We start from the raw sequence: 20138 nt of genomic DNA on the forward strand, positions 1-20138 counted from the left end.
TGGTTTTTTTGCCTGTGCGGCGCTTTCGTCTGGTCGAAGCGGGGTAAATTCTGCTACCAATTTGCCATTGTTAGCAGATCCGTGAGGAACTTGTTTTGAACTTTGCGCAGGTCGAATACGCACTGTTGGTATAACGCGGGATACATGGAACCGTCTGGGTTAGTCTCCCATCCTGCGCCCGCGTCGCGCTGCAACTCGCAGAATTTCACCCCGTCATCCTGCGCCGCCATATAGGCGTCAAGCACTTCTGCGTGCCCGTTGCCGGCCGGGATTTTTGAACGTATTTTTTTGTACAACAGTTTGTTTTCCTCAATCATATCCGCTTGCAAACCGGCGAAGCATTGCGCATCGGAAAAGCCACCGCCCAAGTGCTTCAAACATTCTGGGTCTGTCTTCGCCAATGCCCAGTGAGAAGATATGGCGAGGACAATAACTGCGGAGAGTTGCCTAGTGAGATGCATCATAGATCCCCGATGCGAAAAGGCGCGCTTCCGAATAACGGCGCGGAGGAAGCCCCGGATTGCTGCCGATGCGATACGTTAGAATGAAATCGAACATTCCACTGTAATTTCCTGTGTTGATCTTCCTAATTATCTCATCGGCTCCAGAATTTGGCCCGCAGTTATAAACGATGCTTACCAGAGCGTCATACTCGAATTGAAAGAGGGGTACACGCACGTCGTCGTTCAAACGACGCTCCATTCGCGCTACATCGTGTTTCTTGAAGTCTCGCGCGCGCTCAAGCGAAATTGTCTGCCCGACCTCGATATGGTCCGATGGCACGATGCGATGCCCGCAGGCGACCGTTGGAATGCCAACGTTGTCGCGGTACGCCTTTAGAATAAATCCATCTGTAACGTGGTGCCCCTGAAAATTTGTACCATTCAGTATGCCGGACTCCCACACTGCCATAAAGGAAAGCCCGTCATCGGACACTACCCATGGCTTGCCCAGTCGCTGGGTGTAGACCGTGACAGACGAGCTTGGGTTTGTGTTCGTCACTACAGTTGCAAGTGGTTGAGTCATTGAGCACCTTGCAAATGGCCGAGATGGATAGAGATATTCCTTGCGTGGTCTGTCCGATAGCGCGCCGTTCGCCCTTGCGAGTCGGTTACTCCATGCTGGAACTCGCCAGACGGAAGACGGATCGAGTAGTAGGTCTCTGGCAAAGGCTGGCCGTGCGTATCCTTCAGCACGAACTGTTCGTCATGGTGGCCGGTGCATGCGCTGCCGTTTTCTTCTGAGCGCGCAACGCCTGTAAGATCGGGCCTTCCTTCGTCGATGAGTCGGGAGCGCCGTCCGTAAACGGAAACGATACGGGGATGCGGCATGCATTTGCACAGCACATGGTCGCCACCAAGGGCCATGTCTTGCCCTAGTTCGCTGCTGTATGGACGCCTGACTGAAACAGGGAACACGCCCGGAACGATCCTCCCCGCACTTTTACATTTGTCGCACCAGGCCTCATGTCCAATGTAGGTCACGCGCCTGGATCGTCCGTTGTCGTCCGTGATCGTGCAATTGTCTTTGCCCGTAACCACATAACTGCTGCCGCCGTTATCAAGTGGATCGCCTTCGACTACCGCGTAATAGATGGGCATTGTTAAACCTCCGCTCTGTAGCCTACGAACAAGCCGGTCTCTCCGGTGACCGGGTAGTGAGTGGCGGCGACGACGTCTGCGTACATCGGCACGAAGCTGGTCGCGTGCCCGTCGCGGTGCGGGCTGTCAGTAATCACGTCGCCGTTGTCCAGCATGCTTCCCACTACTGCGAGCGGTCGAAAGTGAGGCGTGTCCGGTAAGCCGACACCCGTGATAATCTGCGCGCGAGTGCCATCGGAGTATTCGATGAAGTCACCCGTACATGCCGCCTTGCGGCTGGTATCGCGGACTTCAAACGTGCTAGTTACCTCGCGCAGCACACCGCCTCGACGCGTTGTTGCTCCTGTGACTGCAAAGCGCCAGAGTGGTGCGGTATCAGGTGACGGAACATAGTCGCTATCGAACAGACCTGCGATGGTTTCGCCTTCGGGTACTGTGAAATAGGCGTTTTCCCATAGCGTCTCAATGATGCGGTCACCATTGCTCAGACTACTTCCGACCAATGCAGCGGGGCGACCATCCATCACACACATAAAACCCGCGCCGTCCACAATCACCGCCTCGCTGCCGTCGGCGTATGTCACAATATCGCCGACACAAGCTAGGCCAAGGCCGCAGTAAGACGCCCCGCCTGTCGCTGTGGTCACACGTCCTCCGCGGGCGGTTAACGAACCAATCGTCGCAAACAGATATTTGATTTCTTTGCTCTGCTTATCTTTCATGTGCTGTCTCCTGCTAGTGGTTGAACAAGACCAATTTGCCGAGACTCGCTGCGTTTGAACGCGACTGCCATAAGACAGATCCGAAAAGATAACAATGCGATTCAGGGCGCATGAGCAATTGCATGAAACGTTACAGATGGTGGCGGGATTGTTGTAAACCCGATTAAAGGTGCGTTTGCTCTGGTTTTTGTGGCCGGGAAAAAGGGACGCAGGAACACATACTCAGTATCGAAGATGCGTTTGGCGATTTGCTCGACCCGCGCAGGCGCACACCGTCCGCGGGGAAAATGTAAAGATTGGTTATAGTTCGCGTGTCTAGCCTGTTTGGTTGATCGTCCCCAAAAACAGGTGATTTACATTGTTCCTGCCGTTACACAAAACGGCGCGGGTTTGACGGCCCGTCGTGATGCACCGCGCTACCCGGGAACTGGCCGGTTTCATGTGGGACATCAACAGGCTGGCCATGTCGCTCGCCATACCGCGGACCCCACAGGCAGCGTAAGCGCGCGATCATTGAACGGCTGAAGAACATCTGGAGGAGTTTCCTGAAGGCGGCGTAGCCCGGTACCCGAGTAACCCGCGGCTCAACTTCGCAACGGGCGCCGCCCGATTTGCGACTTAAGAAAGCGGCAGGCTCATGAGACGGACCTCTGTAATGCGGTGACTAACCCGCGGATATCAGTGTGATTCACCGTCGAGACTTACTGCTACGTCGCCCTCAGGAAATTTACGCGCCTATGGATGGAAAACGAAAACCGATCCCGATTGACACGGAAAGTCATATCAGTTGAGAGCATTGCCCTGCACAGGGGCGACGCTAATAGACCACTAAACTAACAATTCAAGGAACGGCCAAAGCCGTAAGCGCACAGGTGAACAAGCGCCGCGCAGGCACAAACCAAACTTCAACCTGCGCGGCTTCTGCTACGCCGCCAAGTTTCCGATGGCAACTCCCCAAACTGCCCCCGATACTCATTGGAGAAATTCCCAAAATGCCAGAACCCCCACCGCGTAGCGACTTCGGTAACAGACCCGGAACCCCGCAATTCCCGCCGCACATGATCGAGCCGAACAGCTCGCATATACGCCGAAGGATTCACCCCAAGCGTATCCTCAAATGCATATTGCAATGTGCGCCGGCTCGCGCGAAACCGGGCACACAATTCCGCCACGGACAGCGGGCAATCGGGCGACTCTTCAACCAGCTCGCGAACCCCGCGCACGAGTTGCCAGTTCCGCGCCGTACGTGCCTCGACATTCCCGTGCGGATCGGCACTTCGCATCCCCTGCAATGCCTCGGCAAGACCGAATATCACCGACTTCTCGAACGACGCCGCCACGCCAACGTCATCGAGCAAAGTCGGCGTTGCAGCCACTGCGTCGAGCAATTGTTTGAGTACTTCGCGAAAACCCTGCAATCTCGCAGGATCGACATTCAATACGCCAGGCCTCGCGCCCAGTAGCGACGTAATTCCATCGAGCTGCGCGCGGACCAGTTCATCGGCAATCGCACCAGGCTCGATCTCCAGATTCACCACGACGTGTTTGTCGGGCGATAAAAACTCGAACCCGCCGTCGCCGGAAAACACATGCAGTCCGTCACGATGACTCGTCTGTCCGCACAGCAGTGCATGCCCTTCAAGCTGAAATGGAATGCCCACCGCCAGCTTGGATAGCGCCACCTGGCCGCGTTGATAGACCGTGCGGTTCAGGCGTTCCACCAACACCCGCACGCCGCCCGCGACGAACGAACTCACCGAGCCGTCGAAGGCGCCGCGTGAAATCTGGCAATAGCTCTGGTTCCACGCGTCGAGCAACATCGCCTGCTCGTCGATGTTCCGGCAACAGTGAATCTCGACGGCGCTGCTTGTCTGATTGACCGGCTGCATAGCTTCTCCCGATTCTGTTGGCGCTCCCCGAAAGCCTCGTGCGGATCAGTGTATGCGAAAAAAAAATTACGTCGCAGTGTTGGAGCGACCCATCCGAGGCACACATGCGGCTTCCTGGCCCTTGTCCGCACAGATCGCGAACACGACGGCTGCCAGATACGGCAAGCATTCAGGCCCAGATGTAATCAATTTGTCAGCATGCTGGATTTTTACGGGTTTTTTACGTTTTTGCCAATTTTGGATAGTCGCCGCTTTTTGCCGCCCCTACGTTGTGCACAACGCAACGTATTGCACTAGACACTGGAACGGGAGTCGCGCATGAGCAGATCGGCAGGCAGGCTGGAAGGCAAGATCGCAATCGTGTCAGGCGGCGCAACTGGCGCGGGCGGCGCGGCGTCGCTGCTGTTCGCGCAGGAAGGCGCGCAGGTCGCCGTGGTCGATATCAACACCGATGCGGGCGAGGAAGTCGTGACGCGCATTCGCGCGGCAGGCGGCACAGCCGAACTGTTTGCCGCTGACGTATCGAAGCGCGAAGCCGTGGACGCCGCCGTGGCGAACGTCATCGCTCGCTTCGGGCGCATCGACGTGCTGTTCAACCATGCCGGCAGCATCGTCGTGAAGCCGTTCCTGGATACCACCGACGACGACTACGACTGGCTCATGAACGTCAACGTGAAAAGCATGTTCATGATGACGCGCGCCGTGCTGCCGCACATGCTCGCCGTGGGCGGCGGCTCGATCGTGTGCACGGCGTCGATTTCGTCGGTCGCGGCCACACCGCTCGAAGTGCTGTACTGCACGACCAAAGGTGCGTGCGCCATGTTCGCGCGCTCAATTGCCGTGGAGTATCGCGACCGCGGCATTCGCTGCAATGCCGTATGCCCCGGTTTCATCGATACGCCGCATGGGCGTCGCGAAATCAGTGCGCTCGCGAAGTATGGCTTCGATGCGAGCGAAGCGGCGCTGTCGGTGCAGCAGGGCCGTCTGTGCGCGCCGGAAGAAGTCGCGCGCGCCGCGCTCTTTCTCGCCAGCGACGACGCCAGTTTCGTCAACGGCGCGCACCTGTACGTCGACAACTGCTTTACGGCTGCGTGAGCCGGTCCTCCGTCGCGCGGTCACGCCTCTGCATCGCTTAGCCGCTTCGTCATAACCCTGTTCAAAGGATCGTGTCATGGACATCAACACGGCCGTGCCGTCGGCAGACCCAGCCGACAACGACGTCAAGCTGTTGCACAAGATGGGCTATGCGCAAGAACTGTCCCGGCGCATGGGGGCGTTCTCGAACTTCGCGGTGTCGTTCTCGCTGATCTGCATTCTGTCGGGCGGCATCACGTCGTTCCAGATGGGCTTGTCGGCCGCGGGCGGGGCGTCGATCGGACTCGGCTGGCCGCTCGGCTCGCTGTTCGCGCTAGTCGTGGCGGCGGCGATGGCGCAGATCGCGTCGTCGTATCCGACGGCCGGTGGCCTCTATCACTGGAGTTCGATTCTCGGCGGCAAATTGTGGGGCTGGCTCACCGCGTGGATGAATCTGCTCGGTCTCGTGTTCGTGGTCGCCGCGATTAATTACGGTACCTATGATCCGTTCTTTCGCACGCTGATCGCACCGATGTTCGGTGTGAATCCCGATTCGCTCGGCTGGTGGCAGCAGACGCTCTTTCTGACCGTCATCACCGCTTCGCAAGCGTTCCTGAATCATCGCGGCATTCGCATTACCAGCAAGATCACGGACCTGTCTGGCTATCTGATCTTTGTGGTGACGGTCATGCTGGTGGTTTCCCTGCTGGTGTATTCGCCGGTCAAGATCGACCTGTCGCGGCTCTATACCTTCACCAACTTCACGGGTGTCGACGGCGGCGCGTGGCCGAAGCAAACCATCGCCATGGCGTTTCTGTCCGGCCTGCTGCTGACCGCTTATACGATCACGGGCTTCGACGCTTCCGCGCATACCTCGGAGGAGACGCATCAGGCGGCGCGTAATGTGCCGCGCGGCATTGTTGGCTCCGTGTTCTGGTCGACGACCTTCGGCTACGTGATGGTGTGCGCGTTCGTGCTGGTGATGCCGGATATCACGGCGGGGGTGAAGCAGGGCACCGGGTTCTTCGAAGCGATTCTTGCGCCGATTCCGGGACCGCTGCGTATCCTGATCGAATTGCTGATGTTCTTTATTAACTACGTATGCGGTCTCGCGGCCGTCACGTCGACCTCGCGCATGATGTTCGCCTTTGCCCGCGATGGCGGCTTGCCCGGCTCGAAGTGGCTGCGCAAAGTGAATGCTGCACACCGCACGCCTGGCGCTGCGATCTGGACCTCGGCAGTGCTGGCGATCGTGGTGACGTTGTACGGCGATGCGTTCACGGTGCTGAGTGCAGGTAGCGCAGTGTTCCTGTTCATTTCGTACGCCATGCCGATTGCGGCCGGCATTTTTGCCGAGGGCCGTACGTGGAAAGAAAAGGGCCCGTTCCAGTTAGGCATGCTGTCGAAGCCGTTCGCGGTGGCGGCGGTGTTCGGCGCACTCGTGCTCGCCTATGTCGGCATGCAGCCGCCGAATCAGAAAGTGGTGTACGTGATTGTCGGTCTGCTCGCGGTGTTGCTGGCGATCTGGTACGGCGCAGGCGTACGCAAGAGCTTTGCGGGCCCGCCGATCGGCAAGGTGTCGAAGGAGCGCGAACAGGAACTGAGCGGAATGGAGGGGCAACTGGGGGAAAGCTGAGTCTCTGCGGGTGTGCGGGCAGTTGCCGCCACTCACAAAAAAATGACATCAGCCGGCCCTGGAGCCGGCTGACGTTTTTACATCTGCCGCGTGACGTGGCGTTCGTCAGTTAGATACCGGTGTATCCCACCGGAACTGTCGCATTACCCTTGGCGACCGAGGCGTTGTTCGACACCACATACACCGGCGATTCGGTCAGGTTGAGTGTCAGCGTACCGTTGGTGTAGTTCGCGCTCGACGCATTGCCCATCATGTCGATGACCTTCACCGTGCCGCTCGTGCCGGGTGCATCCACCGTGAGGCTATACGGCGCGCTATAAGTCGAGCTGAAGCCGACGCTCGCGTCCCACACGCTGTTGTTGTGCGCCCACAAGGCGGTGATCACGGCGCCATTGCCAACCTGCTGGAAGGCGTAGGCGTAGACGCCGGTTGGCGTGCCGTTCACCGGTCCGAGCGTATGGGTTCCGTCGAGCGTGTGCGTCATCGCGCTGATCGCCATGGCAACCGGCTTCGGGCTGATGTTCGTCGCACCGAATGCGCCTTGCGCGTCGCTCAGGTCGAAGAACGTGCCGTAGCCGACTTCACCCGGATAGTCCGCACCGTAGAACACGTAGGTCTGATCCGCGCCTTCGCCGAGCGTGATGATGTGCATGCGCGCCGCGACCGCGGCTTGCGCATATAGCACGTTCGCGGTCGGGTAGTTCGGACCGTACGAGGTGCCGAGATCGTAGCTGATGCCGGCTTCCGTCGAAAACAGCTTCATGCCCGGACGGTAATCGGCGGCCATTTCCGCGCGCAGATCGCGCATCTGGCCGCGCAACGAACCGTCGGCGGTCGACGGGTCGCTGTCGTAGCGCTCCGGCGGATGCGACGGCGACGTGCCCGCGTCGTAGTAACCATGCGTGGAGACGGCGTCGATGTACTGCCCGAAACCGAGCGGCGCGAGGCGCTTCAGACGCGTCGTGGTCAGGCTCGGGAACGCGTCGGTCGGACCCATCACCACCGCGTTCGGATCAGTCGAGTGGATGCCTTGATAGACGGACTGATACAGCGCGATGAAGTTGGCGTCGGTGTCGGTCCAGAACTCGTTGGGCTCCCACGTCACCTGATAGTAGTTCGCCGACTGGGTCGGGAAGTACGCCGAGCGAATCGCATTCGATTCCGTGCCGACGCGGCTCATGTAGTTCTGGTAATACGAAAGGCTCGTCGGCACGCTCGTGTCGTCCTGGAACGCACCGGTGCTGCTCGCCCAGGCTGGGATGCCATCGAGACGGATCAGGCGCATCACGTTGCCGCTCTTGTAGAACGGATCGAGATTGTTTGCCGAGGGGTTGAACGTGTTCGCTCCGCTCGGTTCCATCGTCGAGAGCTGGCGGTCGTCGATCGTCGACGAGATGCCCAGATCCGCAAGCAGCGGACCGTTGTCGTTCGCGCCCTGCATGCCGAAGCGGTGCTGTTCCTGATGCGCATAGGTGACAGCGGGAATGACGGCCGACAGGTTCGGCGTCACGCCGAAGGTCGCGATGCCGACCGGGCGCGTGCCCGCTTGCGGCAACTGGCCACCGTTCTGCGCGAGCGTGCCGGTCGCGGCGAAATAGCCGGCGAGCGTCGACGTGCAGTTGAGCGTGATGGTCTTCGAACCGCTCGGTACGGCCGTGCTGCCGCTCGCCGCTACTCTGCCGAAGGTGTCCGTGACGGCCCAGTTCAGCGTGTCGGCGTTCGGCACGTTGGTGGTGAAGGCAAGCTGAAAAGTGCTGCCGGCGGCAAAGATGCGTGTGCCGTCCGAGCTGGGCGTATCGGCAGAAATGGTGGCGCTGCCGGAGCCTGCCGAGATGGCCGGCGATGCACAGCTGAGTGTTGCGACGGCATTGCCTGCGCCGTTCACCGTGGCGGTGCCGCCGGTGCTACTGTTTCCCGCCGCAGTCGAGCTGGACGAACTGGCGGTTCCGTTGGCCTGGGTTGCTGCGGTGCTGCCGGAGCTGCCACCGCCGCCGCCGCAACCTGCTAGTGCCAGAGAAAGTGTTGAGAGTACGAGTAGTTGCGATTTCATCAATCTGTAACCAATGCGTTAGCTGAACATTCGTCCACCTCTTCGCGCAAAGCGCGTCCGGAGGCGGAACGAACATCCGGGTTCAATTGCAGGCCAGCCGATGAGTGAGGCCTCGGCACTGGCCATCCTGTGTGCGCAACGGGTTCGTTGCGCGAGGGTGATGCCTTCCCGGGTTGTCGGCCCCAAACGCATTTCTCTGCAGAGAAATACATGTCATGCGAATCCGTGCCGCTCGTATTGGCAGGTTGGCGGAATCGAACGACCGGGGAACGTACGACGAAAACAACAAAAATTTCGGGGAACAGCGCGGTTCACATCGCAGTACGTGAATTCATGGCGCAAGCCGATGAACTATTTTCTGTTCTGTAAGTAAAGCAGGCTCAAATGGGAAGAATCGACCGCAACAATACGCATTAGTATGTTTAAAAGAAGTAACGAGTCGTTACGTATGAACAATAACGCAGTACTAATTGCATTGATAACACCAAGCCATACGTAAGGCGAGCCCAGTCTTTATCCGCCAAATAGAAGTGGGGTCGAAAAGATTTGCAATGGATGCCTAACTATACGAATTGGTGTAAACCGCAGCGTAATGGGCGATAGCGCTCATTCCACAGCCGATAGAGACTTGGAGATGGCGGAAAAGTGCTGGGCCTTCGGTGTAAGGTTTCCTCGCGATAGTGACTTCGCGGCGGAACTGTCGCTGTTTTACGGAGATGAGGTGTGCCCCGCGAAAGGGGCGCGCCAGATAAACGATGACGACGGGCCGATGGTTTTTGGGGCCGGTACCTGCAGGTTGGAATGTTTATCCGCTGCGCAAAAAAGGCGGTTGTCCAGAGAGATAAATCGTGAGAATTCTTCAGTTGGTTCACGCACCGCGACTGTCCGGGGCCGAGGTGCTTGTAAAGGGGCTCGCGATTCATCATCAGCGCGGCGGCCATGAGGTCTGTATTACATCGCTGCTTCCACAGCAGGACGATTTTCTCGACATTCGCGCTGAACTTCAGGCGGCGGGCGTCACCTGCCTGTTCCCGAGCATCCACTACGGCAGGGCGGGCAAACTGCTGCACCTGTATCGCGTGGTACGTCAGTTCCGCCCCGACTTCATCGTGGCTCATGCCACACTCGCCGCACTCTATGTGCGTCTTCTGCCCGTGCATACGCCAATCGCCTGGGTGATGCACTCCGGCGTCAACGACTTCGAGAACGGTGCGCTCAAGCAGGCCGAACGCCTGCTGTCCAGGCGGGCGAGAGCGATCATCGGTGTGTCGCAGCAAAATATCGACGACTACCTGCGAGAGATCGGCAAGCATCCGGCGATGGTCGTGATCCCGAATGGCGTGGACGCGTCGCTGTTTGCGGAAAACAACGGCACGTCGTCACCGGATGTCGAAGTGCCTGCCAAGCAGATTGTTCAACTGGGCCGCTATATAGAAGGGAAAAGCCAGTTGGACACGGTCCGCGCGTTCGAGCGTGTCGTGCAGAGCGAGCCCGAGGCGAGTTTGCTGCTGTGTGGTGTCGTTGAAGATGCTCCCTATCACCAGGCCGTGCTGTCGCTCGTTGATCAGCTTGGGTTGGACAGCCGCGTGACGGTGTGCGGGCCGCGCTCGGATGTCGCCGCGATCCTTCGCTCCTCGCGCGTCTTTGCCATGCCTTCGCGATTCGAAGCACAGAGCATTGGTTTTCTGGAGGCGCTCGCCTCGGGCATTCCGGTCGTGGCGAGCCGGATTCCGTCGTTCGGCTTTGCCAGTGGATTTGCCGGCGTCAATCTCGTCGATACGGCCGATCCTGAAGCTTATGGCCGTGCGTTGCTCGGGGCACTCGATATGCCGCGTGCGAACCGGCAACTGGCGGGATACACGTTGCATGACACGGCAGATCGTTATATGACGATCGCGCGTCAATTCGTCCGGCCGATGCAGGTTTCGGCATGAACTACAGCGGATCGGCCGGCTCGCGCTACTGCGCCAATCGGTCGATTCGCACCGTCTCCGAGAACAGGCCCGGCAGCTCACCGAGGCCCTGAGCTGCGCCCAAGGCGAAACCGTCGCCTACCGGGTAGCGTGTCAGTGCCGGGGCGCCGCCAGTGAAATAGAAATCGCCGAGTGTCGCGTCGGTTCTTCGATAAAGCACGAGCTCCGCGTTGCGCTTGTCACGCACGAACGCAGGGAAAACATCCGACCACGACGTGCCATGCAATGTCGCCGCGTGGACCGGTACGCCTGTCGCGTCCGCTGTGTCGAGCGTGGCAATGTCGATGGCCGCATCCTCATTCGTTTCTTCGAGATGCGGTGTCAAAAGAATCAGCGTATTGCTCGTGTTGCCGTGCACGGCTCCCACTGTCACTTTGACGAAATCAGGTAGGAAACTCGCCGGCAACAGCTTGCGTTCGCCGATGCTCATGCGCGTGCCGTCGTTGGCGACTTGCGTGAGCGCGAGCCGGCCGTCCGTGCTATCCAGCGCGACCAGTGACGCGCGTGACCCTGGCACCTGGACCGGTAGAAGATTTGCGTTTTGCCGCAGATTTTTAGCCTGTGCCATGAGCGTCGGCGCTGAGCCGGATGAGCCTGTGGAAGACGCTATCCAGAGGTCGAGCCCGCTATCGGTTCGCTTCTGCGCGATCAGCACACCGGCACGTCCCGTTCTGCTAAAGTCCGCCGCCACATATTGTTGCGTCAACTCAGGCTTGAACGCACTGCCGGTCTGGAACCAGAGGCGCGGCGCCTCGAAGTGATCGCCTGTACTGCGAAGCAACCAGAACGCCGTGCCGCCGCGGCGTGCGGTGATGACCATCAAGTCCGCTTTGCCGTCACCGTCGAAGTCGCCGAGCAGGAAGCGGGCGCTGTCGAAGCATAGTTTGTCATTCGCGCAACTCGGCGCCATGGCGCGCGGATCGAATGGGACGATGTTCGCATACCAAAGCGCAGGACGCGACGCTTTCACGAGCGACGCCGCATACACATTGAACCCAGGCCCATCGTGTTGTCGCTGCACATAGACTGCGGCTTGCTCACCCGTGCCGTCGATGTCGCCAAACATTGCAGTAGCGAGCCTAAGATCGGTTGCCTGAGTGTGTTGCATAGTCGCCCAACGGTAGCGCGTGGTGAGTTGCGTGCAGCCGCGCACGGTGAGCTTGCCGTCGTTTTCACCGAGGCAGTGCCGCAGCGGCGTATAAACGAGGCCGAAATCCCACGGTGTCCAGCGCTGCGCTATGTCCCATTGATCGCAGGTCTCGGAGGTCAGATAACCGTCGCGTTCGGCGATGCATTGCGAAGTCGCGACGCTGACAAGCGCGGCGTTGCGCGTGTTGCCCGGATAGACGGTCAGCGGGTCCCAGCGCCATTGTTGCGCGGAGGAGCCCGTACACGCGGCGAGTGTCGGCGTCCGGTCGCTGCCCGCGGCAGTCAGACAGCGGCTCGTCGCTGCATTGAATAGCTGAATGGGACGCGACTGGAAATCCGCGACGCGATGATCGCTGCGATCGGCGAATGCATAGCGGCGCGCGACCCAATTGCCATCCCACTGAAACTCGCCGAATACATGCGCAAACTCATTGCCGTCGACAGAAAAATAGCTGGCGACGATATCGCGCTTGCGCTGAACTTCAGCAGCCGGAACGTTGGCGGGCCAGTCGCCGGTCGGATAGGTGATGTGGTATTCGATCGGCACGCTTTTGTTCAGCGTCTGGGCGACGTGGCGCGTGATGCGCGCGGCGTAGATGTGATCGGGATGCTCGAGAAACGGCACCGTGTCCGGATTGAGCGTGTAGATCTGCGAGGCCTCGGCGAGTATCGCTTTCAGCGTAGCCGACAATGCGGCCCGATCGTATTGCACGCGCACTGAGCCGTCGGCGTTCATCGGATAGGTGGAGAGCGTGGCGTGTTGTTCCCACAGGAGGCCGAGCGGCACGCGGCCGCCGCGCACGGCGCCGCCGGGCAGCCGGAGTTCGAGCAGACGGACCTGCGGCTTCGCCTTCAACACCATCTGATGCACGAGCTTGCCGGCGATCGGAATATTCGTTTCGATCCATTCGTCAGGCACTCCCGCCATGCGCGCATAGGCGAGCCGCGAAGCCCGCTCGCGAGTCTGCACGTAAGCGAAATCCGCACCGTTGGCGCCACCGATCAGATGCACGGTAGTGATGCACCAGCCGGCGTCGAGCCGCTCGCTGATGGCAGGGTCCACGAAGAGCAGATCGTCATCGAGGTGAGCGACGACCGTGACCAGTGTACCTGCGCCGCAATTCGCCGCTCGCGCCGAACCGGGCAGGAGAGCGAAGAAAAGTAGTGCTAGAAAAGCAATGGATGAATCGCGAACGAGCCTGGCTGCCGATGATCGCATGTTGATTCGAACCCTGACGGTGAGCTCGATCATACTGTACGGGCGTGAGCCGCCACGTTGGCGAACTCACAGTAGGCGTCACTTTGCGTGCCGGCAACGAGTCATGCAGGCGCCGGATCTGTTGGCGCTAATGGCAGCTTTGGCGCTAGCGCTGAGGCGGGCCCTAGCGGAAATACGCCTTGGTGTTCTCGTGAACATCGGCGCGCGCGAGCAGTGCCGAAGGTGCGAGCCAGAGATATTCACTGTGCTGGTCGAGCCGGCCGACTGAGACGGTGCTGGTGAACTGCAGCGCATAGGCGAGCACGATGTAGTGCGTCGACACGTCAGGCTCGGCGGCGAAGTTGTCTGTGTAGTGATGCTCGAATATGCCTTCGAAGCGTGCGGCCGAGCGCGTTAGCCTCGCAATGCCCAATTCGGCGTCGGCAATGCGTGCGAACGCGGTGTCGAGTGTTTCGTCTTTATGAATGCGCCCGCCAGGAACGAACCATGTGCCGCGAGCGGGGCGATTGCGCCGATGGCCGATCAAGACGCGGCCTTCGGCGTCGCTGACGATCAGATCGATCGCGACCAGCGGCGTCAGGCGCACCACGTCCAGGAAATCAATCTCGGTCAGCATGTCTTCTCCTGCGGGGCGTGCACCGGGTGAGCGCGGGGTGATCGTGAGGTCTTCCTGAGGGCGCTAATAGTCGTGATCGTGCTCATCGTCCCGGGTGAGGCGCTCGGAGACAGAAGCTAGCAGCAGCGCGACCAGAATCGCGCCGAGCGTGGCGAAGAGAAACGCGCCGACCATCGCGGCTAGCACCAGCATCGTCCATGCGAGGCCGTTCATTTCCCGGCTCCCGCGCGTTGATATGAACGCAAACCAGCACCCGCCTGGATTCTACGTGGGCAAACCACGAGCTGCCCTGTCACATCACGCCGAAGTATCGGCACATCGCGACAGCGAGCGGTGTCTATCGAAGGAAGCGCCTGCAGCCATCATTACGCGCATCATCTACGGCAAATCTAACGGGGAACATAAGCCTCCGGGGTCGTGACCGCATCCTTGAACACGCCGGCGTTAGAGGAGACGACATAGATCGGCGTCGGAGACAGCTTGAGGCTCGCCACGCCGTCGCGATACGGCTGGCTCGATGCGTTGCCCATCATGTCGAACACCGTGACGTCGCCTGACGCGCCGGGTGCATCGACCCGCAGACGATAGTCCGCACTCTGGCTCGCGCTGAAGCCGGTTTTGGCATTCCATGCGTCGTTATCATGCGTCCACAGTGCGGTGACGATCTTGCCGCCGCCGAGCCGGCGGAATGCATACGCGTAGACGCCTTTGGGCAAACCCTTGAGTGGCCCGAGCGTATCCGTTCCGTCGATGATCCGCGTCATCGCCGCCACGGCGAGCGCGGCAGGCTTGGGGCTGATGCGGACGGCGCCGTAGGCGCCGTCCGGATGATCGAGTTCGAAGAAGATGCCGTAGCCGGGCGCGGCGTCCGGCATGTCCGCGAGGTAGAACACGTAGGTCATGTCCGCGCCTTCCCCGAGCAGGATGAGATGCGTGCGCGCGACGACTGCGGCCTGTGCGTACAGCACGTTCGCGCCCGGATAGTTCTTGCCGTACGCCTGCCCGATGTCGTAGCTGATACCGGTTTCGGTGACGAACAGCGGCGCGCCGGGTTTCAGGTACTGACGCATCTCATGGCGCAGCGCGCGCATCGCGGCAGGCAGCGCGCCTGGCACCGTGCCAGGATTTCCTGGGTCGGCGACGCGCTCGGGGGGATGCGACGGTGTCGTGCCGATGTCGTAATAACCGTGAATGGTCATGCCGTCCATATAGCGGCCGATGCCGAGCGGACCGAGACGGCGCATCCACGTGACGTTGGCCTGCACCGACGCGTACGTCAGACCCATCACCACGGCATGCGGGTCCGTCTGATGAATGCCCTCCCACACGGCCTTATACATCGCGATGAAATTCGCGTCGGAGTCGCGCCAGGGCAGCCCGCCATCGGCGTCCGGTTCCCATGTCACCTGATAGTAGTTGTCGCGCTGTTTGGGGAAGTAGGTCGTCCGCGTACGATTGGACTCGGCGCCAACTTTGGCCATGTAGTCCCTCATTTGCGCGAGCGAAGTTGGTGCATAGCTGTGCGTCTCTTTGCCGGTCGGGCTGGCCCACTGGGGAATGCCGTCGAGCTGGATCAAACGCATGATGTCGCCGCGCCGGAAATAAGGGAGCAACTGTTTGCTCGCGGGATCGAACGTGCCCGAGTTTTTTGGCTCTTCCATGTACCAGTTACGGTTGTCGTTGGCCCACGAAAGGCCGAGCGCCGTATAGACCGGCCGGTAGCCGTCGCCGTCGCAGCAATGCTGTCCGGGCGCAAGATAGGCCGTGCCCTGTCCGCCGAATCGATGCAGGTCTTCGTAGGGAAAGCGTACGGCTGGTAAAGCAGTGGACGTGTCGGGCAATACGCCGAAGGTGGCGATGCCCGCGGGACGTGTGCCGCGTGATTCGAGTTGGCCGTGTGCGCGTTCCAGCGAAGCGGAGACGGCGAAGTAGCCGGCAACGCTCGACGCGCAACTGAGCGTCGATAGCGTGGCGCCCGCCGCAACGGGGAAACGTCCGCTGGCGCGCACGGCATTCCAGCCGTCGCGGATCTGCCAGTTGAGCGTGTCGTTTTGCGTCGGACGTGTTGTGAAGACGAGCGCGAACGGCTTCTCTACTGCGAATAGGCGCGTGCCGTCGCTCGGCGTGTCGGCTTCCAGCAGGTCGCCGTTCGCGGCCGCGCGCACCTGTGAAGAGGGCGCAGCGCAACGCAGCCCCTGCCCGGGCGGCGCCTTCAATGCAGTGGGCACGGCGGCTGCCGATTCCGGCGCGGTGTCTTTGTTATCCGAGGCAGCCGGGGGCGCCTTCGCTGCTGTGCCTGCATCGGCTGCGGAGATCGCGATGATCGCAACGGCACAGCGCTTCTCCACTCCGGGTGCCGGATCGCCAAACACACCGTTGTTGCAATCGGCACTGTTCGAGAACGTCTTTACGACATGCTGTTCTGCTGTGCCGTACAGCACGTCACGCGTGCCGCTGAAGCGGCAAGTGCCATATTCCGCTGCGCACGGTGTCCACTTTCTGCCGTCGACTGTCAGATCGGCACTGCTCGCGCTATCAGAGCCGGCTGAAGCCCCCGCCGCGCTGCACGGCGAGGTCGCGAAGCCCAGCAGGATAAATGCCGCCGTTGAGGCAGCGGCGCGCACGACTAATCCATGAGCGGCAAAGGTGCTGGCTGGTGTTCGCCGTGCGCGATATTCCCGTACATTCGACATGCGGTTCCCGTGTCGTTCGACGTACATGTTCCGGCGACAACGCGTCGCTGAATTGCTAGTTGACCAGGCCAGACCCGCCTCAGGCTACCTCGTATCGCAATCTGTTGCGGAAACCGCATAGGCCATTTCCGCAATTCGATGGCGGAATTGCACCGGCTCTCATCCGACAGAATCCGCCATTGGCCCGTCTATTGCCGGGCGAACTAAAAGTGTCTTATTGCTGTGTTTCACGTTTGAAACATTAATCGTTCTGTTTATATTCTCGCGATCCAATAACAACGAATTAAATAATTTTGCTACGTGCGAAAGTGATTATATTGGTAACTGCTTTTCATATCCTGGCTCGCCGGATATATCGTCAGAAGAAAGTCCTGCTGGAATCCATTAGAACAATGGCTGGTGCAAGTAAGGCGGCTGCCCTCATTCTGACAACGTGACAGGAAGAAGTCACTTAAAATCCACGGAACGGCGGCCGGATCAAATTGCAACTCAAGCATTTCGAGTGGCGATTGTATGTGCGCCAACACACAAAAAATCGTATTAATCTGTATTGAAATTCGCGAAACGTAAATTCATTCATATGCAGAATCGGTATTTAATTCTTTGGAAAAATAGTAGTGGAACAATTGTTCCGGGAATAACTGGCTGGCCACCATATCGAAGCGCCAACATGTCTGCACTTTCGGTCATGGCGGCTAAATGCTTGATTGCGGATGGCTATGATGCACTGCACAGAGCATTCCTCTGTGTGGGCGTTCAAGGTTTAAAAGTAGATCCGTTTTCTGGTGAGAGAGGATGACTATGACCTGCGCGAGTCTCGAGTCTGCAATGTTGCGCTGGGTGCACGCACCGAATAAGGGAATGCGGCGCATCGCAATACTGATGTTCAACGACTGCTCGCTGCAGGGCGCGGGCGTGGTTGCCGAAGTATTCCAGGCTGCGAACGAACTGGCATCGTCCGGTTCGGGCGGCTGGTTGTATGACGTTTCGTTCCTGTCCGCCGACGGCGGCATGGTGACCTCGTCATCGGCGCTGCGGGTCTGGACAGACGGACTCGACGCGCGGCATTACGGCGGCTTCGACGCGTTGTATGTCGCCGGTGGCAAAGGCGCATTCGCCGCATCCGGCGACGAGCGGCTGATCGCCTGGTTACGGCGCGTTCGCCGCAATACCGGCATGATCCGGCCGATCGCGGAAGGGCGCGCGCTGCTCGAGGCGGCCTATGTGCCGGATGGCAGGGATGGCAGCGATTTCCACCAGCAGCAGCCGATGTCATCGCGCCAGACTGAGCAGAACGGCGATGCGGGTGACCGGCTCGAATCGATGAGAAGCGCGCTCGCCATGATCAAGCGCGATCTCGGCGGTGCGGCCGCTCGCACAGTGGCCGAGCGCCTGCTCGCCGATTCATGCTCGAACCTCGCACCGCTGCTTGGCGAAGACGGCGGTTTGAGCCCTGGCGACAAAGTGCGCGCGGCGGCTCGCTGGCTGCAAGAGAATTGTCAGCAGTCGATTTCGATCGCCGACGCGGCTCAGTTTGCCGCGATGAGCGAGCGCAACTTCCTGCGCCGCTTCAAGATGGAAATGGGTATCACGCCCTCGAGTTTCCTGTTGCATGAGCGCCTTGCGGTGACCTGCAGCCTGCTGACCGAATCCGAATTGCCGGTGGACAAGATTGCCCGGCGCACCGGCATGGGTAACGGTGACCGTCTCGCAAAGGTCTTTCGCAAACGGATGAGAATTTCCCCGACAGAGTTCCGGATTCAAAGCCGCCGTATGGTCGGCGGATAGCGTACGCCGCGAGCCGGCTGAGCGCGCTCGCTACGCAATATTTTCGTGCAGTACTTCGGTAAGTATTTCGTCGACTTCAGAAAACTGTAAGGAATGCGAATATGTTGACCAAGGGAACTGTGAGCGCCGCATCGGTGAACCCGGACAGCGCGAGCGCCGGGACAGCCGGTGCGCATTGCGCGCGCATCGTCCCGGTCATTCTTGCCGGTGGCTCGGGCACGCGGCTGTGGCCGGTGTCGCGTGAAAACTATCCCAAGCAACTGATCGACGTCGTCGGCTCCGACTCGCTGCTGCAGGCAACCGCGCGACGGATGGACGGTTTTCCCGCCGGCTGGAACGTGGACGTGTCGCCGATCATCGTGTGCGGCGAAGAACACCGGTTTGTGATTGCCGAGCAGCTTCTTGAAAATGGCGTGGAAGCGCGTCTGATCGTTGAGCCTGCGCGGCGCGATACGGCGCCGGCTTTGACGCTCGCGGCGTCGCTCGCATGCGCGAACGGCGACGACCCGATTCTCGTTGTGATGCCGGCCGACCATTCGATTGCGGATGTGCCCGCGCTGCAAGGCGCGCTGGAACGTGCCGCGAGATACGCGGAACGAGGCTCGATCGCGACGCTGGGTGTGCCGCCCACGCGCCCGGATACGGGCTTCGGTTATATCCGCATCGGCGGGCAATTGTCTGATGGCGGCCATGCGATCGACGGCTTCGTCGAGAAGCCGGCCGAGGAAATCGCCGCGCAGTACGTCGCCGCGGGCACGTACTGGTGGAACGCCGGGATCTTTGTCGTGCGGGCGCGTGTGTGGCTCGATACGCTGAAGCGCCTGCAGCCCGAGATGCACGCGGCCTGCGAACGCGCATTCGCGAACGGCTGCTCCGAAGGCACGTATTTCCGTCCGCTGGTGGACGCTTTCCTGAGTTCGCCTGCGGACTCGATCGACTATGCGGTGATGGAGCGTCTTACTGACGCGGACAACGTGGGTGACGCGGGCGACCCGAGCGCCACGGGCGAGACGCCCGCGACCCCCGGCGCGGACCCGCAAGTGATCGGCGCGAATCCGTCCGGCGTTGTCGTGCGGCTCGACGCGGGCTGGTCGGATCTCGGTTCCTGGGACGCCGTCTGGGCTGCGATGGAGAAGGACGCCAACGGTAACGCCGGGCGCGGCCGCGTGACGTTCGAAGGCGCGGTGTCGAGCTACGCGCATTCCGAAGGCCGGCTCGTCGCCTGTGTCGGCACGACTAATGTGGTGGTGGTCGAAACGGCAGACGCCGTGCTGGTGGTCGACCGTTCGCATGTGCAGGACGTCAAGGGCCTGGTGTCCCGCATCAAGGCGCAGCACGCTCCCGAGGCCGATGCGCATCGCAAGGTGCGCCGCCCATGGGGTTTCTACGATTCCATCGATCGCGGCGAACGCTTCCAGGTGAAGCGCATCGTCGTCACGCCGGGCGCGAAGCTCTCGCTGCAACTCCATCACCACCGTGCCGAACACTGGGTTGTCGTGCGCGGCACGGCACTCGTCACGCGCGGTGAAGAACAGTTCCTGCTAAGCGAGAACGAATCGACCTACATCCCGCTCGGCACACGTCACCGGCTCGAGAACCCTGGGAAAGTGCCGCTCGAAATCATTGAAATCCAGTCAGGCACCTATCTCGGTGAAGACGACATTGTGAGGTTCAACGACAACTACGGGCGCTGCTCCTAACCGCGTGCCCGGAATCATTTGCGGAAAA

General features: G+C 60.3%; 15 protein-coding genes. 5 read left to right on the top strand and 10 right to left on the bottom strand.

From position 1 onward, the window contains the following. Positions 1 to 53: 53 nt before the first annotated feature. The 5 genes from PQR40_RS16935 to PQR40_RS16955 all read right to left on the bottom strand — a co-directional run bounded on the left by PQR40_RS16935 (position 54) and on the right by PQR40_RS16955 (position 4212). Positions 54 to 464: a hypothetical protein gene (locus PQR40_RS16935; protein ID WP_408509438.1), complete on the bottom strand. Its 411-nt coding sequence runs from the start codon at positions 462 to 464 to the stop codon at positions 54 to 56. Next, a complete protein-coding gene (locus PQR40_RS16940) occupies positions 448 to 1026 on the bottom strand; it encodes a lysozyme (protein WP_408225593.1) in 579 nt (192 codons plus the stop codon). The genes PQR40_RS16935 and PQR40_RS16940 overlap by 17 nt, the downstream gene beginning before the upstream one ends. Continuing rightward, on the bottom strand, positions 1023 to 1601 hold the full coding sequence (locus PQR40_RS16945; RefSeq protein WP_408225596.1) for a PAAR domain-containing protein: 579 nt from the start codon (positions 1599 to 1601) through the stop codon (positions 1023 to 1025). The genes PQR40_RS16940 and PQR40_RS16945 overlap by 4 nt, the downstream gene beginning before the upstream one ends. A 2-nt stretch (positions 1602 to 1603) precedes the next feature. Further along, on the bottom strand, positions 1604 to 2323 hold the full coding sequence (locus PQR40_RS16950) for a PAAR domain-containing protein (RefSeq protein ID WP_408225599.1): 720 nt from the start codon (positions 2321 to 2323) through the stop codon (positions 1604 to 1606). Positions 2324 to 3228: 905 nt separating this feature from the next. Next, positions 3229 to 4212, bottom strand: coding sequence for a helix-turn-helix domain-containing protein (locus PQR40_RS16955; RefSeq protein ID WP_408225602.1), 984 nt, complete (start codon positions 4210 to 4212; stop codon positions 3229 to 3231). A 318-nt stretch (positions 4213 to 4530) separates the two neighbouring features. Here PQR40_RS16955 and PQR40_RS16960 point away from each other — a divergent pair, with 318 nt between their 5' ends. Further along, positions 4531 to 5307, top strand: a complete 777-nt coding sequence (locus PQR40_RS16960) for an SDR family NAD(P)-dependent oxidoreductase (RefSeq protein ID WP_408390662.1) — start codon at positions 4531 to 4533, stop codon at positions 5305 to 5307. Positions 5308 to 5383: 76 nt separating this feature from the next. Next, positions 5384 to 6922 (top strand): amino acid permease, encoded by a 1539-nt coding sequence (locus tag PQR40_RS16965; RefSeq protein WP_408225608.1) that lies wholly within the window; start codon positions 5384 to 5386, stop codon positions 6920 to 6922. Between the two features lie 109 nt (positions 6923 to 7031). Here the strand turns inward: PQR40_RS16965 and PQR40_RS16970 are convergent, their stop codons facing one another. Further along, positions 7032 to 8972 (bottom strand): hypothetical protein, encoded by a 1941-nt coding sequence (locus PQR40_RS16970; RefSeq protein ID WP_408509439.1) that lies wholly within the window; start codon positions 8970 to 8972, stop codon positions 7032 to 7034. Positions 8973 to 9820: 848 nt separating this feature from the next. Between PQR40_RS16970 and PQR40_RS16975 the strand changes: the two genes are divergently transcribed. Continuing rightward, positions 9821 to 10906: a glycosyltransferase family 4 protein gene (locus tag PQR40_RS16975; protein WP_408390658.1), complete on the top strand. Its 1086-nt coding sequence runs from the start codon at positions 9821 to 9823 to the stop codon at positions 10904 to 10906. Between the two features lie 25 nt (positions 10907 to 10931). Here the strand turns inward: PQR40_RS16975 and PQR40_RS16980 are convergent, their stop codons facing one another. The 4 genes from PQR40_RS16980 to PQR40_RS16995 all read right to left on the bottom strand — a co-directional run bounded on the left by PQR40_RS16980 (position 10932) and on the right by PQR40_RS16995 (position 16622). Then, positions 10932 to 13313, bottom strand: coding sequence for an RICIN domain-containing protein (locus tag PQR40_RS16980; RefSeq protein WP_408509440.1), 2382 nt, complete (start codon positions 13311 to 13313; stop codon positions 10932 to 10934). Between the two features lie 163 nt (positions 13314 to 13476). Next, the gene (locus PQR40_RS16985) at positions 13477 to 13929 is read right to left on the bottom strand and encodes a GDP-mannose mannosyl hydrolase (RefSeq protein ID WP_408509441.1); all 453 of its coding nucleotides are present in this window, start codon (positions 13927 to 13929) and stop codon (positions 13477 to 13479) included. A 63-nt stretch (positions 13930 to 13992) separates the two neighbouring features. Continuing rightward, positions 13993 to 14142 carry a hypothetical protein gene (locus PQR40_RS16990; RefSeq protein WP_408509442.1) on the bottom strand — a complete coding sequence of 50 codons (150 nt, stop codon included), beginning with the start codon at positions 14140 to 14142 and terminating at the stop codon, positions 13993 to 13995. A 176-nt stretch (positions 14143 to 14318) separates the two neighbouring features. Then, positions 14319 to 16622, bottom strand: a complete 2304-nt coding sequence (locus tag PQR40_RS16995; protein WP_408509443.1) for a hypothetical protein — start codon at positions 16620 to 16622, stop codon at positions 14319 to 14321. Positions 16623 to 17423: 801 nt separating this feature from the next. On the opposite strand from PQR40_RS16995, the gene PQR40_RS17000 reads away from it, so the two are divergent. Both PQR40_RS17000 and PQR40_RS17005 read left to right on the top strand, forming a co-directional pair. Continuing rightward, on the top strand, positions 17424 to 18410 hold the full coding sequence (locus PQR40_RS17000; RefSeq protein ID WP_408225950.1) for a GlxA family transcriptional regulator: 987 nt from the start codon (positions 17424 to 17426) through the stop codon (positions 18408 to 18410). A gap of 101 nt (positions 18411 to 18511) precedes the next feature. Further along, positions 18512 to 20110: a sugar phosphate nucleotidyltransferase gene (locus tag PQR40_RS17005; protein ID WP_408509444.1), complete on the top strand. Its 1599-nt coding sequence runs from the start codon at positions 18512 to 18514 to the stop codon at positions 20108 to 20110. The last annotated feature ends 28 nt before the right edge of the window (positions 20111 to 20138 follow it).

This window comes from Paraburkholderia sediminicola (assembly GCF_046026855.1).
In the GTDB taxonomy this organism is placed as follows: Bacteria; Pseudomonadota; Gammaproteobacteria; order Burkholderiales; family Burkholderiaceae; genus Paraburkholderia; species Paraburkholderia sediminicola_A.

Coding starts and splice junctions, on each gene's coding strand:
- PQR40_RS16935 (WP_408509438.1), bottom strand. CDS start 464: ATGATGCATCTCACTAGGCAACTCTCCGCAGTTATTGTCCTCGCCATA.
- PQR40_RS16940 (WP_408225593.1), bottom strand. CDS start 1,026: ATGACTCAACCACTTGCAACTGTAGTGACGAACACAAACCCAAGCTCG.
- PQR40_RS16945 (WP_408225596.1), bottom strand. CDS start 1,601: ATGCCCATCTATTACGCGGTAGTCGAAGGCGATCCACTTGATAACGGC.
- PQR40_RS16950 (WP_408225599.1), bottom strand. CDS start 2,323: ATGAAAGATAAGCAGAGCAAAGAAATCAAATATCTGTTTGCGACGATT.
- PQR40_RS16955 (WP_408225602.1), bottom strand. CDS start 4,212: ATGCAGCCGGTCAATCAGACAAGCAGCGCCGTCGAGATTCACTGTTGC.
- PQR40_RS16960 (WP_408390662.1), top strand. CDS start 4,531: ATGAGCAGATCGGCAGGCAGGCTGGAAGGCAAGATCGCAATCGTGTCA.
- PQR40_RS16965 (WP_408225608.1), top strand. CDS start 5,384: ATGGACATCAACACGGCCGTGCCGTCGGCAGACCCAGCCGACAACGAC.
- PQR40_RS16970 (WP_408509439.1), bottom strand. CDS start 8,972: ATGAAATCGCAACTACTCGTACTCTCAACACTTTCTCTGGCACTAGCA.
- PQR40_RS16980 (WP_408509440.1), bottom strand. CDS start 13,313: ATGCGATCATCGGCAGCCAGGCTCGTTCGCGATTCATCCATTGCTTTT.
- PQR40_RS16985 (WP_408509441.1), bottom strand. CDS start 13,929: ATGCTGACCGAGATTGATTTCCTGGACGTGGTGCGCCTGACGCCGCTG.
- PQR40_RS16990 (WP_408509442.1), bottom strand. CDS start 14,142: ATGAACGGCCTCGCATGGACGATGCTGGTGCTAGCCGCGATGGTCGGC.
- PQR40_RS16995 (WP_408509443.1), bottom strand. CDS start 16,622: ATGTCGAATGTACGGGAATATCGCGCACGGCGAACACCAGCCAGCACC.
- PQR40_RS17000 (WP_408225950.1), top strand. CDS start 17,424: ATGACCTGCGCGAGTCTCGAGTCTGCAATGTTGCGCTGGGTGCACGCA.
- PQR40_RS17005 (WP_408509444.1), top strand. CDS start 18,512: ATGTTGACCAAGGGAACTGTGAGCGCCGCATCGGTGAACCCGGACAGC.